This window comes from Streptomyces flavidovirens DSM 40150 (assembly GCF_000429085.1).
Taxonomy (GTDB): Bacteria; Actinomycetota; Actinomycetes; order Streptomycetales; family Streptomycetaceae; genus Streptomyces; species Streptomyces flavidovirens.
In genome coordinates this window covers 194,806-207,812 of the sequence record NZ_AUBE01000006.1, presented here as the reverse complement: position 1 = coordinate 207,812, position 13,007 = coordinate 194,806, and the positions used below count along the sequence as shown (strand labels likewise).

The following is a 13,007-nucleotide window of genomic DNA, read 5'->3' as shown; positions in this document are numbered from 1 at the left end:
GAAAAGAACAGATGGTTCAGGCTCCGCAGGACGCCCGTACGCGCAACTGCGGAAGCAGCGTCAGATGCCGCCGCGGCTCCTGCCCGTCCGCCCCGCGCTGCTGCCCGAGCCGCTCCACCAGCAGCCCGGTCGCATGCCGTCCCACCTCGTGCTTGGGCGGTGCCACCGCTGTCAGCGGGGTGTCCGCGAGCGCCGCCACCTCGTCGTCGTACGCGATGAGCGCGAGATCCCGCGGCACCCGCACACCGAGCTCCGCGAGCCGCTGCACCACCTGGATCGCGTCCACGTCGTTGTGGATCAGCGCGGCCGTTGCCGTCCCGGAGGCGACCGCCGCCCGCAGTGCCTGCACCGCCGCTTCGAACCGGTCCGGACGCACCTCCGCCGGTACGGAGTCGATCACCTCCCGCGGCGCCCGCACCCTCAGCGCGCCGAGCGCCTCCGCGTACCCCGAACGCACCGCGAGAGCCGTCGGCGAGTCGTCACGGGCCATCAGCAGCGGCGCCCCGTGCCCCAGCTCCATCAGGTGGCGCACGGCCAGCAGCACCCCGTGCCGGTGGTCCGAGCAGACCCGGTCGAGCCCGTCCAGCGGCGACCCGGGCACCGGCTGCCGCTCCAGCAGCACGGTGGGCACGGGCAGCGAGGTGATCCAGTCGCCGTACGCCGCCGGGTCGCCCGGCCGCCGCCATCCAGGCGCCACCAGCAGCCCCTCGGCCCCGGCCGCCAGCAGGCCTTCGGTGCGTGCCTGGTCCTCCTCCGGGCGGTAGTCGCAGATCCGCAGGATCAGCCGGGCGCCGGCCCGCGCCGCGGCCTCGTGCGCGCCCCGGATGACCTCGGCGAAGTAGTACGTCGCCGAGGGGGCCAGCATGCCGAGCACCAGGCCGGCGCCTGCCCCGGCCGGCGCCGGACCGCCCTTCTCCCGCGGCCACGACACCGACCCGTGCACCCGGTCGAGCAGCCCCCGCCCGGCCAACTCCTCGACGTCCCGGCGCACCGTGACGGCCGAGACGCCCAGCCGGCCGGCGAGCTCCGAGACGCGGGCCGAGCCCCGTTCCCGTACCAGGCCTAGCAGTCGGTCGTGACGTTCAGCAGCACTCTCGCGCACGGCGGCAGTCCCCCTCGCAGTGTGTGGCACAGAAACCAGCGTGATCGAACGATAGGATTTCGATCATTCAACCGCAATCCATTGACGTTCGATCAGGCCGGGTTCCGCGTTCCGGCGACGCCCCTCGACGAGCGCACCCGTGCCGAGGACTCGACTACTGGGGCCCGTACTTGCGGCCGGTCTTGGAGGTGATCCCTCCCAGCAGGCCGCGCGGCGCCAGCTTCACCGCGCCCATCAGCGCCTTGTACCGGGGGTCCGGCACCGACACCGTCTTCCCGCGCGCCAGATCGCCCATCGCCGCCGCCACCAGCTTGTCCGCGTCCAGCCACATCCACGCCGGGATGTTGTCCGTTCCCATCCCGGCCCGCTCGTGGAATTCCGTACGCACGAAGCCGGGGCACAGCGCCATCAGCCGTACCCCGCTGCCCGCCAGGTCCCGCGCCGCACCCTGCGTGAACTGCACGACCCACGCCTTCGAGGCGCCGTACGTCCCGCGCGGTACGAAGGCCGCGACCGACGCGACGTTGACGACACCGCCGCGCCCCCGCTCCTTCATCCCCGCCGTGGCCGCCGCCGTCAGCCGCAGGACCGCCTCGCAGTGCACCTTCAGCATGGTCAGTTCGTCGGCCATGGACACTTCGAGGAAGCGCCCCTTATTGCCGAAGCCGGCGTTGTTGACGAGCAGATCCACCGGATGTCTGCGGTCCGACAACCGCGTCTCGGCCGACGCGATCCCGGCCTCTGTCGACAGGTCCGCGGTCAGCACCTCCGCCTCGATGCCGTGCAGGTCGTGCAGTTCTGTCGCCTGCTCCTGGAGCCGCTCGGTGTCGCGGGCCACCAGCACCAGGTTGTGCCCGTCCGTGGCGAGGCGTCGCGCGAAGGCGGCGCCGATGCCTGCTGTCGCCCCTGTAATGAGTGCAGTCGTCATGCGGGGCACGTTAGTGCCCCGGATACCCCGCCTGCCCTTCAGGCTTTCCCGCCGAGGACTGTCGGGTGACGTACTTGCGCGCGGCCTCCAGCGCCTCGGGGTGCAGCGAGTCACCGGCCGCCAGCGTGCGCGGCAGCAGCTCGCGTTCCGTCGTCCCCGCCCTGAACTGCACGCTCACCGTGACGTCGTGGGCGGGGCGGTGCACGACCTCGATGGCGTCGCCCGCCCGTATCTCGCCGGGCGCGATCACCCGCAGGTACGCGCCGGGCGCGGCCTGCCGCGTGAAGCGCCTGACCCACCCCTTCTCGCCGAGACTGGTGGCGAACGTACGGCACGGAATGCGCCCGCAGGTCACCTCCAGGACCAAGTCGCCGCCGATGCGCCAGCGTTCACCGATCAGCGCGCCGTTCACGTCGAGCCCGAGGGTGGTGAGGTTCTCGCCGAACGAGCCGTTGACCAGGGTGCGTCCGAGCTCGCGCTCCCAGCCGTCGAGGTCCTCACGCGCGAAGGCGTACACCGCCTGGTCGTTCCCGCCGTGGTGGCGCGTGTCGCACACCGCGTCCCCCACCAGGCCGCTCGCCCCGACACCCTTCGGGCCGGGCGCCACCACCCGTACGGGTCCATCGGCGGGCTGCTTGTGAATGCCGGTCCTGCCACTCGGGGCATCGGTGTAGTCCACTGCCTGTGCCCGGCCCAGATTCACTGTCAAAAGCTTCATGGCCGAACGCTAACCGGCTGTGACTCAAAGTTGCTCGCCATTATTCTGCGGCAAACCCAAGAGTCACTTATGCTTGAAGAGTGATCGAAGCCCGTCATCTCCGTGTCCTGCGCGCCGTGGCCGCCACCGGCTCCTTCTCCGCCGCCGCGCGCGAGCTGGGCTGCACGCAGCCCGCCGTGAGCCAGCAGATGAAGGCCCTGGAACACTCGGCGGGGACCACACTCCTCATCCGTACGGGCCGTGAGATGCGCCTCACCCAGGCGGGCGAGGCGCTCGTCCGGCACGCCGCCGGAATCCTCGCCGGGCTGACCGCCGCCGAGGAGGAGGTCGCCGCCATCGCCGGCCTGCGCGCCGGACGCGTCCGCCTGGTGTCGTTCCCCAGCGGCAGCTCCACCCTCGTCCCCACCGCGCTGGCCGCCCTGCGCGCCGCCCACCCCGGCACCCGCGTCTCACTGGTCGACGCGGAGCCGCCGCGCTCGGTCGAGATGCTGCGCGAGGGCGACTGCGACGTGGCGCTGGCGTTCCGGTACGGGCCCGGCGGCGCCACCGAGGACTGGAACGATCTGGTCGTACGCCCGCTGCTCACCGACCGCCTCGTCGGCCTGGTCCCGGAGGGGCACCGGCTCGCGGACGCCGGCGAGGTCGGCATCGGCGAACTGGCCGACGAGCCGTGGATCGCGGGCTGCCCGCGCTGCCGCAGGCAGTTGGTCGAGGTGTGCGAGAGCGCGGGCTTCGCGCCCCGGATCGATTTCGCGACCGACGACTATCCGGCGGTGATCGGCCTGGTCGGCGCCGGCCTGGGGGTCGCGGTCCTGCCGGAGCTGGCGATGGAGTCGGTACGCCCGAAGGGGGCGCGCACCGTGGCGGTGGAGCCCGCCGTGCGGCGCGAGATCGTGGCGCTCACGCTGCCCGACCTGGCTCAGGTGCCGGCGGTGGCGGCCACGCTCGACCAGCTGGCGCTGGCTGCGGCTCGCTGAGCGGGGCCGTGCGGTCGTCTGTGGGGGCCGGGTGCGGGTTCGCTCGCGGGCTCAGGCTCGGGCTCGGGCTCCGGCTCTGACGTGGGCTCAGGCGCCGTGCAGAAACGTTCCTTCAGGGAGATGGCGTATTGGTGGGCCCTGTTGACGCCACGATGAGGCGGGTGCGCGCGCGGCCCATCAGCTCTTCACGCTCGTCCTCGGTCAGTCCGCCCCATACGCCGTAGGGCTCACGCACCGCGAGGGCGTGTGCCGCACATTCCGCGCGTACCGGGCACCTCATGCAGACCTCCTTAGCCGAGTTCTCACGCGCACTCCGTGCCGCGCCCCGTTCTCCCTCCGGATGAAAGAAGAGCGAGCTGTCCACCCCGCGGCACGCTGCGAGGAGCTGCCAGTCCCACAGGTCGGCGTTGGGTCCGGGAAGGCGGGAGAAATCTGCCATTGCTTGTCCCCTTGCATCGATGCATCGAGAGTGCGTCTGGACCGTGAGGTGGCATCTACTTGTGCAAGTAGATGTAAATATGACTCATTGCGAATCTAGCCACAGACACCAGCAAAACGGAAGAAAAGCCGCTAAATGGGGCATAGCTTTACTTAGGGGGCATGGCGACCCTCGATGCGCTTCTGTGCAACCGAGCCCTCACGTAGAGTGCTGATGGCGCCCGTCCGACCCGTAACTCTTTCGAGTGACCGTCGTTGAGAGTGCGAGGCGGTTGAGAGAACAAGCGATCGGGCAAGTGTCCGAGAGCGTCAATCGCACAGGTGACGAGATATGTACCAGCCTGGAGGCTCAAGGTGACGCGCAGCAGCTGTGAGAGCCGCGGAGGACCGTCATGACATCCGTCCTCGTCTGCGACGACTCCCCGCTTGCCCGAGAGGCGCTCCGCCGCGCGGTCGCGACCGTGCCCGGTGTGGAGCGCGTGACGACAGCGGCCAACGGCGAGGAAGTCCTCCGCCGCTGGGGTGCCGACCGCTCGGATTTGATTCTGATGGACGTACGCATGCCCGGTCTGGGCGGCGTCGAGACCGTGCGTCGGCTGCTCTCCGCGGACCCTGGCGCCCGGATCATCATGCTCACGGTGGCCGAGGACCTCGACGGGGTCGCGCTCGCGGTCGCCGCCGGCGCCCGCGGCTACCTGCACAAGGACGCCTCGCGCGCCGAACTGCGGGCGACCGTCACCCAGGCGCTCGCCGACCCGACCTGGCGGCTCGCCCCGCGCCGGCTCCGGTCCGCGGAGATGGGTGCGGCGCCGACGCTCACGGCGCGGGAGATCCAGGTGCTCGAAGGCATGAGCCACGGACGCTCCAACGCGGAGATCGGCCGTGAGCTCTTCCTCTCGGAGGACACGGTCAAGACGCACGCCCGGCGGCTCTTCAAGAAACTCGGCGCCTCGGACCGGGCGCACGCGGTCGCGCTCGGATTCCGCTGGGGCCTGGTCCGATAGGACCGGGGCCGGTGTGCTCCCGCGTGGGTGCCACGCTCCCCGTCCGCCGTCCGGCGGGCGGGGCGACGGACGCCCGTGCCCCTTTCCGCCGCCGATGCCGCATCCTTGAGGGGTGGAGTTCCTCGGGGACGATTCGGTCGAGCGGGAGGGGAGGGCTCAGGAGATGAGTTCCGGCGTACCTGCTCATAACGCTTCGGTGCACAACTACGGACGTGGTGCCACGGATGGTCCGGCATCAAGGCACCATGGACCGATGCGCGACGACGAGACGACGGTGATCGGTGCACTCGTCCGACGTGCCGTCGAGGGCGACGAGCAGGCGACGCACGACCTGCTGGCCCGCGTCCACCCGCTGGCACTGCGGTACTGCCGCACACGGCTGAGCCGACTGCCCGGTGATGCCCGTCACTTCGTGGAGGACCTGGCACAGGAAGTCTGCGTCGCGGTCCTCATGGCGCTGCCGCGCTACAAGGACACAGGCAGGCCCTTCGAGGCCTTCGTCTTCGCCATCGCCGCGCACAAGGTCGCCGACCTCCAGCGGGCCGCCATGCGACACCCCGGATCGACCGCCGTGCCGTCCGACGAGATGCCCGAGCGGCCCGACGACTCCCTCGGCCCCGAGGAGCGGGCGCTGCTGAGCAGCGACGCGGAGTGGGCGAAGAAACTTCTGGCCAATCTTCCCCAGGCGCAGCGCGAGCTGCTGGTGCTGCGGGTCGCTGTCGGCCTGACCGCCGAGGAGACCGGGCAGATGCTGGGCATGTCACCCGGCGCCGTGCGGGTCGCGCAGCATCGCGCGCTCAGCCGCCTGCGCGCGCTCGCCGGGCAGTAGAGCCATACCTCACGTCTCGGCGTCCCGTGTGAACGTACAAACTCGCCAGGTGATCTTGCTCGTGGAATGAGACACCGCACGATCCCGTTAGCATGGACATCCGCGCCGAGCAAGACCATTTGGGAAGGTGTCAGGCATGACTGCCAACGTCGACGGAGTGCCCGAGAAGTTCGCGATGCTCGGGCTTACCTACGACGACGTGCTGCTGCTGCCCGGCGCGTCGGACATGGCGCCCGACCAGATCGACACCTCCTCGTACATCTCGAAGAACGTACGGGTGAACGTCCCGCTGCTGTCCGCCGCGATGGACAAGGTCACCGAGTCGCGCATGGCCATCGCCATGGCACGGCAGGGCGGTGTCGGTGTGCTGCACCGCAACCTGTCGATCGCCGACCAGGCCAACCAGGTCGACCTCGTCAAGCGCTCCGAGTCCGGCATGGTGACCGACCCCATCACCGTGCGCCCGGACACCACGCTCGGTGAGGCCGACGAGCTGTGCGCGAAGTTCCGCATCAGCGGCGTGCCGGTGACCGACCCGGCGGGCAAGCTGCTCGGCATCGTCACCAACCGCGACATGGCCTTCGAGACCGACCGCGCGCGCCAGGTCCGCGAGATCATGACCCCGATGCCGCTCGTCACGGGCAAGGTCGGCATCTCCCGCGTGGACGCGGTCCAGCTCCTGCGCCGCCACAAGATCGAGAAGCTTCCGCTGGTCGATGACGCGGGCATCCTCAAGGGCCTCATCACGGTCAAGGACTTCGTCAAGGCCGAGAAGTACCCGAACGCCGCCAAGGACGCCGAGGGCCGGCTGCTCGTCGGCGCGGCCGTCGGTGTCGCCGGTGACGCGTACGACCGCGCCCAGGCACTCATCGAGGCGGGCGTCGACTTCATCGTCGTCGACACCGCCCACGGCCACTCCCGGCTCGTCGGCGACATGGTCGCCAAGATCAAGTCGAACTCCACGGTCGACGTCATCGGCGGCAACGTCGCCACCCGCGACGGCGCCCAGGCGCTCATCGACGCCGGCTGCGACGGCATCAAGGTCGGCGTCGGACCCGGCTCCATCTGCACGACCCGCGTCGTCGCCGGCATCGGCGTACCGCAGGTCACCGCGATCTACGAGGCCTCGCTCGCCGCGAAGGCGGCCGGTGTGCCGGTCATCGGTGACGGCGGCCTCCAGTACTCCGGCGACATCGCGAAGGCGATCGTCGCGGGCGCCGACACGGTGATGCTCGGCTCGCTGCTCGCGGGCTGCGAGGAGTCGCCGGGCGAGCTGATGTTCATCAACGGCAAGCAGTTCAAGTCGTACCGCGGCATGGGCTCGCTGGGCGCGATGCAGTCCCGCGGCCAGGCCAAGTCGTACTCCAAGGACCGGTACTTCCAGGAGGGCGTCGGCACCGACGACAAGCTCGTGCCCGAGGGTATCGAGGGCCAGGTGCCCTACCGGGGTCCGCTGTCCGCCGTCGTGCACCAGCTCGCGGGGGGCTTGCGTCAGTCGATGTTCTATGTCGGCGGCCGGACGATTCCGGAGCTTCAGCAGAACGGCCGGTTCGTACGGATCACCTCGGCGGGTCTCAAGGAGAGCCACCCGCACGACATCCAGATGACGGTCGAGGCGCCGAACTACAGCAGGAAGTAACAGGCGCATACGCGCTGAGGGGCGGCCCCGGAGATTCCCTGGGGCCGCCCCTCCCGTGTGTGTCGGGGATACTGGAACGGCATACCAAGAGGGAAAGGCCACACACGTGACTGAGATCGAGATCGGGCGCGGCAAGCGCGGCCGCAGGGCGTACGCGTTCGACGACATCGCCATCGTGCCGAGCCGGCGCACCCGAGACCCGAAGGAGGTCTCGATCGCCTGGCAGATCGACGCCTATCGTTTCGAGCTGCCGTTCCTGGCCGCTCCGATGGACTCCGTCGTCTCGCCGCAGACCGCCATCCGCATCGGTGAGCTGGGCGGTCTCGGCGTACTGAACCTCGAAGGTCTGTGGACGCGGTACGAGGACCCGGAGCCGCTGCTCCAGGAGATCGCGGAGCTCGACGACGAGACCGCGACCCGCCGCCTCCAGGAGATCTACGCCGCCCCCATCAAGGCGGACCTGATCGGGCAGCGCATCAAGGAGGTGCGCGACTCGGGCGTCGTCACCGCCGCCGCGCTGTCGCCGCAGCGTACGGCTGAGTTCTCCAAGGCCGTCGTGGACGCCGGTGTCGACATCTTCGTGATCCGCGGGACCACGGTCTCCGCCGAGCACGTGTCGGGCGCCGCCGAGCCGCTGAACCTGAAGCAGTTCATCTACGAACTCGATGTGCCGGTCATCGTGGGCGGCTGCGCGACGTACACCGCCGCGCTGCACCTGATGCGTACGGGCGCGGCCGGCGTCCTCGTCGGCTTCGGCGGCGGCGCCGCGCACACCACGCGCAACGTGCTGGGCATCCAGGTCCCGATGGCGACCGCCGTCGCCGACGTGGCAGCCGCCCGCCGCGACTACATGGACGAGTCCGGTGGCCGGTACGTGCACGTCATCGCGGACGGCGGCGTGGGCTGGTCCGGCGACCTGCCCAAGGCCATCGCCTGCGGCGCGGACGCCGTGATGATGGGCTCCCCGCTGGCTCGCGCGACCGACGCGCCGGGCCGCGGCCACCACTGGGGCATGGAGGCCGTCCACGAGGACGTGCCGCGCGGAAAGCGCATGGACCTGGGCGCGGTCGGCACGACCGAGGAGATCCTCCTCGGCCCGTCGCACACCCCGGACGGCTCGATGAACCTGTTCGGCGCGCTGCGCCGCTCGATGGCGACGACGGGCTACAGCGAGCTCAAGGAGTTCCAGCGCGTCGAGGTGACGGTCTCCCCGGCCGAGCACAAGCGCTGACCCCTGCGCGTACGCGTTCCACGCTTCGCCCCGCCCGGTTTTCCGGGCGGGGCGACGTGCTGGTCGGCCCCGTTTCTTCCCGGAGAGCGTGTGCTTCGACAGGCTGGTGACGGGCCTTCGGCTGACGGATCGCCGGGCCACTCACCTTCGGCCGGCCGCCCCTTCGCCGCCTTCTCAGGCCGCTGACTTCTTGGCGGCCGAGAAGGCGGCGAAGGCGCCTATGGCGAGGAAGAGGAAGGACATCGGTCCCGCCTGTTCCTTCCAGCCCGTGGTCAGCAGTTCGAAGTTCTCGAAGAAGAGCTCCGTCACGGTGAGGCGGAGGATGTCGGAGAGGGCGATCGCCAGGCCCAGTAGCTGGCCGAGGTAGACCGCGCCCAGCGAGAGGATCGCGCTCACCACCGGCAGGGCGGGGTTGCCGCCGCCGGCCTTGCCGGCCGCGAGGCCGATGAGGTAGCCGACACCGACGGCCGCGAAGCCGATCTGGTAATCGATGGCGCCGATGATGCCGCCGTAGATCCCGGCGCTGACGAGCGCGGTGGCGAAGGCCGCCGCGACGCCCAGGGCGACGTTGTCGCGCGCCCTGGCCGGGGCCGGCGTCTGCGGGTAGGCGCCGTCGGCGAACGGATTGCCGGAGGACGGCGGCGGTACGGGCTGGCTCATCTGAGAATCCCCCCAGGGATGCATGCGCACGGGTGTGCGGGAAATGACGCCGCAGGCTAGCAGCCCCGTACACAGTGGACCTGGGAATTCCCGTACCCCTCGGCGCTCAGAGGCGGTGGCTCGCGCCCGTCGGGGACGCGCCCCGCGTGTCGAGGAGGAGCTGGGCCTTTACCGCCAGCGCCTGGAGGTCGTACGTGCGGTGGTTCTGCAGAAGTACCGTCAGGTCCGCGTTGGCGGCCGCCTCGTAGAGGGAGTCGGCGCGGGGAACCGGGACGTCACGTACGCGCCAGTCGGGGACGAGCGGGTCGTGGTAGCCGATCTGGGCGCCCAGGTCCATCAGGCGGGTGGCGATCTCCTGCGCGGGGGACCCCTGCTGGTCGGCCAGGTCCGGCTTGTAGGTGATGCCGAGCAGCAGGACGCGGGCGCCGCGGGCGGATTTCCCGTGCTCGTTGAGGAGCGTGGCGCAGCGCTGGATGACGTACTGCGGCATGCGGTCGTTGATTTCCTGCGCGAGGCCGACCATGCGCAGGGGGTGGCCGGGGGTGCGGCTGCTGTGCGGGATGTAATTGGGGTCGACGGGGACGCCGTGACCGCCGACGCCGGGTCCCGGACGGAACGCCTGGAAGCCGAAGGGCTTGGTCTCGGCGCAGCGGATGACGTCCCAGAGGTCGACGCCGAGGTCGTGGCAGAGCACGGCCATCTCGTTGACCAGTGCGATGTTCACGTGTCGGTAGTTCGTTTCGAGTACGCCGACGGTCTCGGCCTCGCGTGGTCCGCGTGCGCGGACCACCTTGTCGGTGAGGCGCGCGTAGAAGGCGACGGCCGATTCGGTGCAGGCGGGGGTGAGGCCGCCGATGACCTGCGGGGTGCCGGCGAAACTGTGCAGCCGACTGCCCGGATCCACCCGACTGGGGGAGTACGCGAGGTGGAAGTCGCGGCCCGCGCGCAGTCCGGAGCCTTCTTCGAGGATGGGGCGCAGGAATTCTTCCGTGGTGCCGGGGTAGGCGGCGGATTCGAGCAGCACGGTGGTGTGCGGGCGCAGTTGCGCCGCCAGGGCCCTGGCGGCGTCGCCGACGGCGCTGAGGTCGAGCGTACGGTCGGCGCCGAGCGGGGTGGGGGCACAGATGACGGCGGTACGGACCCGGCCCAGCTCGGCGGGGGCCCTGACGGTACGGAAGCCGCCGGCCAGCATGCGGCGCAGGTCGGCGGCGGTGAGGGAGCCGTCGCCCGGCGCGCGCCCGGCGGCGAGGTCCGCGAGGCGGTGTGGGTCGGTGTCGTAGCCGATGGTGTTGATGCCGGAGGCGACTGCGGCCTGGGCGAGGGGCAGGCCGAGGTGGCCGAGTCCGATGACGGCGAGATCTGCGGGCATGGCGGTGGGCCGTCCTTCCCAGTAGCCGGAGGGGAGGCAAGACGCAAGCCCTGTGGACAGTTCGAGCGAGCGCAATTTCAGACTAAGCGTAAATATGACCGTTATGCGGCATTGTGGGAGGCCGGGGCGCGGGAGTGTTGTCCACAGTCGGTGGCTGAAGACGGGCGGCACAGACAGAATCGAGGAGGCAGGGATGTGATCCCGGCCACCCCGACCACTACGGGAGGCAGCAGTGAGGACAGCGACACTGGGACCCGCCGAGCGCGCCGAGGCGCTCGCGGCGATGGCCGAGCGTGAACTGGACGTGCTCGTCGTGGGCGCCGGAGTGGTCGGTGCGGGGACGGCTCTCGACGCCGTCACGCGCGGGCTCTCGACCGGTCTGGTCGAGGCGCGGGACTGGGCCTCGGGCACGTCGAGCCGGTCGAGCAAGCTGATTCACGGCGGGCTGCGCTATCTGGAGATGCTCGACTTCGCGCTCGTACGGGAAGCGCTGAAGGAACGCGGACTGCTGCTGGAGCGGCTGGCACCGCATCTCGTCAAACCCGTGCCGTTCCTCTACCCGCTCCAGCACAAGGGGTGGGAGCGGTGGTACGCCGGGTCGGGTGTCGCGCTGTACGACGCGATGTCCGTGTCGTCCGGGCACGGGCGCGGACTGCCGATGCACCGTCACCTCTCCCGCAAGCGCGCCCTGCGGGTGGCGCCCGCGCTGAAGAAGGACGCTCTGGTCGGCGCGTTGCAGTACTACGACGCCCAGATGGACGACGCGCGCTATGTGACGACACTGGTCCGCACGGCCTCGCAGTACGGCGCGCACGTCGCCAACCGGGCACGCGTCGTCGGCTTCCTGCGCGAGGGCGAGCGGGTTGTCGGAGCGCGGGTGCGGGACCTGGAGGGCGGCGGGGAGTACGAGGTCAGGGCCAAGCAGGTCGTCAACGCGACCGGTGTGTGGACGGACGACACCCAGGCGCTGATCGGCGAGCGCGGGCAGTTCCATGTGCGGGCGTCCAAGGGCATCCATCTGGTCGTACCGAAGGACCGGATCCACTCGTCGACCGGGCTGATCCTGCGGACCGAGAAGTCGGTGCTGTTCGTCATCCCCTGGGGGCGGCACTGGATCGTGGGCACGACCGACACCGACTGGGACCTCGACAAGGCGCATCCGGCGGCGTCCAGCGCGGACATCGACTATTTGCTGGAGCATGTGAACTCGGTGCTGGCGGTGCCCCTGACGCGCGACGACGTGCAGGGCGTGTACGCCGGCCTGCGGCCGCTGCTGGCCGGCGAGTCGGACGCCACCAGCAAGCTCTCGCGCGAGCACACGGTGGCGCACCCGGTGCCGGGGCTCGTCGTGGTCGCGGGCGGCAAGTACACGACGTACCGGGTGATGGCGAAGGACGCCGTGGACGAGGCGGTGCACGCACTCGACCAGCGGGTCGCCGCCTGCGTGACGGAGGACGTGCCGCTCGCCGGGGCCGAGGGGTACCGGGCACTGTGGAACGCGCGAGCGCGGATCGCGGCGCGGGCGGGACTTCATGTGGTGCGCGTGGAGCACTTGTTGAACCGGTACGGCTCGCTGGCCGAGGAGCTGCTGGAGCTGATCGCCCGTGACCCGGGCCTTGGCGACCCGTTGAGCGCGGCGGACGACTATCTGCGGGCCGAGGTCGTGTACGCCGCCTCGCATGAAGGGGCGCGGCATCTCGACGACGTACTGACACGGCGTACGCGCATTTCCATCGAGACCTTCGACCGGGGGACGCGCAGTGCGCGGGAGTGCGCGGAGTTGATGGCGCCGGTGCTCGGCTGGGACAAGAAGCAGATCCAGAAGGAGGTCGAGCACTACGAGAAGCGGGTGGAGGCGGAGCGGGAGTCGCAGCTCCAGCCGGACGATCAGACGGCCGACGCGGCGCGGCTGGGGGCCCCGGACATCGCGCCGATCCAGTGACTGGCCGTGATGCGGTGAACTCGGCGAGGTGGTGGGGAGGTTCGGTGGAGCTGTCCTGACACTGCTGTGACCTGCGCGTGGTCCCTTTTGTTCGTGCTGTGCGCAGGCCCCGGCGACCCGGGACCACGATCGGTCGCGCGGTGAGGGACAATGAAGGCTCTGCCAGGGCT

General features: G+C 70.4%; 12 protein-coding genes. 6 read left to right on the top strand and 6 right to left on the bottom strand.

The features are described 5' to 3' along the window. Positions 1 to 16 precede the first annotated feature (16 nt). From G412_RS0112060 to G412_RS34140, 3 genes are all read right to left on the bottom strand, one after another. Positions 17 to 1,102, bottom strand: coding sequence for a substrate-binding domain-containing protein (locus G412_RS0112060; protein WP_028812325.1), 1,086 nt, complete (start codon positions 1,100 to 1,102; stop codon positions 17 to 19). Between the two features lie 154 nt (positions 1,103 to 1,256). Further along, entirely contained in the window at positions 1,257 to 2,030 is a 774-nt protein-coding gene (locus G412_RS0112055) for an SDR family NAD(P)-dependent oxidoreductase (RefSeq protein ID WP_028812324.1), read from the bottom strand. A 10-nt stretch (positions 2,031 to 2,040) separates the two neighbouring features. Beyond that, a complete protein-coding gene (locus G412_RS34140; protein WP_078606926.1) occupies positions 2,041 to 2,748 on the bottom strand; it encodes an MOSC domain-containing protein in 708 nt (235 codons plus the stop codon). Positions 2,749 to 2,828: 80 nt separating this feature from the next. Between G412_RS34140 and G412_RS0112045 the strand changes: the two genes are divergently transcribed. Then, positions 2,829 to 3,725, top strand: coding sequence for a LysR family transcriptional regulator (locus tag G412_RS0112045; protein WP_028812323.1), 897 nt, complete (start codon positions 2,829 to 2,831; stop codon positions 3,723 to 3,725). 112 nt (positions 3,726 to 3,837) lie between these two features. Here G412_RS0112045 and G412_RS37955 read toward each other — a convergent pair whose 3' ends face one another. Then, complete coding sequence (locus tag G412_RS37955; protein WP_028812322.1) at positions 3,838 to 4,164, bottom strand: WhiB family transcriptional regulator; 327 nt, start codon at positions 4,162 to 4,164, stop codon at positions 3,838 to 3,840. Positions 4,165 to 4,555: 391 nt separating this feature from the next. Here G412_RS37955 and G412_RS0112035 point away from each other — a divergent pair, with 391 nt between their 5' ends. From G412_RS0112035 to G412_RS0112020, 4 genes are all read left to right on the top strand, one after another. Further along, positions 4,556 to 5,167 (top strand): response regulator transcription factor, encoded by a 612-nt coding sequence (locus G412_RS0112035; protein WP_003948568.1) that lies wholly within the window; start codon positions 4,556 to 4,558, stop codon positions 5,165 to 5,167. 253 nt (positions 5,168 to 5,420) lie between these two features. Continuing rightward, positions 5,421 to 5,996, top strand: coding sequence for a sigma-70 family RNA polymerase sigma factor (locus G412_RS0112030; RefSeq protein ID WP_028812321.1), 576 nt, complete (start codon positions 5,421 to 5,423; stop codon positions 5,994 to 5,996). 136 nt (positions 5,997 to 6,132) lie between these two features. Further along, positions 6,133 to 7,635 carry an IMP dehydrogenase gene (gene guaB / locus G412_RS0112025; RefSeq protein WP_028812320.1) on the top strand — a complete coding sequence of 501 codons (1,503 nt, stop codon included), beginning with the start codon at positions 6,133 to 6,135 and terminating at the stop codon, positions 7,633 to 7,635. Positions 7,636 to 7,741: 106 nt separating this feature from the next. Beyond that, positions 7,742 to 8,866, top strand: a complete 1,125-nt coding sequence (locus G412_RS0112020; protein ID WP_028812319.1) for a GuaB3 family IMP dehydrogenase-related protein — start codon at positions 7,742 to 7,744, stop codon at positions 8,864 to 8,866. 174 nt (positions 8,867 to 9,040) lie between these two features. Here the strand turns inward: G412_RS0112020 and G412_RS0112015 are convergent, their stop codons facing one another. Together G412_RS0112015 and G412_RS0112010 are read right to left on the bottom strand one after the other, a co-directional pair. After that, a complete protein-coding gene (locus G412_RS0112015) occupies positions 9,041 to 9,526 on the bottom strand; it encodes a hypothetical protein (RefSeq protein ID WP_028812318.1) in 486 nt (161 codons plus the stop codon). Between the two features lie 106 nt (positions 9,527 to 9,632). Further along, positions 9,633 to 10,895 carry a nucleotide sugar dehydrogenase gene (locus tag G412_RS0112010; RefSeq protein ID WP_028812317.1) on the bottom strand — a complete coding sequence of 421 codons (1,263 nt, stop codon included), beginning with the start codon at positions 10,893 to 10,895 and terminating at the stop codon, positions 9,633 to 9,635. A gap of 232 nt (positions 10,896 to 11,127) precedes the next feature. Here G412_RS0112010 and G412_RS0112005 point away from each other — a divergent pair, with 232 nt between their 5' ends. Continuing rightward, positions 11,128 to 12,837, top strand: coding sequence for a glycerol-3-phosphate dehydrogenase/oxidase (locus G412_RS0112005; RefSeq protein ID WP_028812316.1), 1,710 nt, complete (start codon positions 11,128 to 11,130; stop codon positions 12,835 to 12,837). Positions 12,838 to 13,007 lie beyond the last annotated feature (170 nt).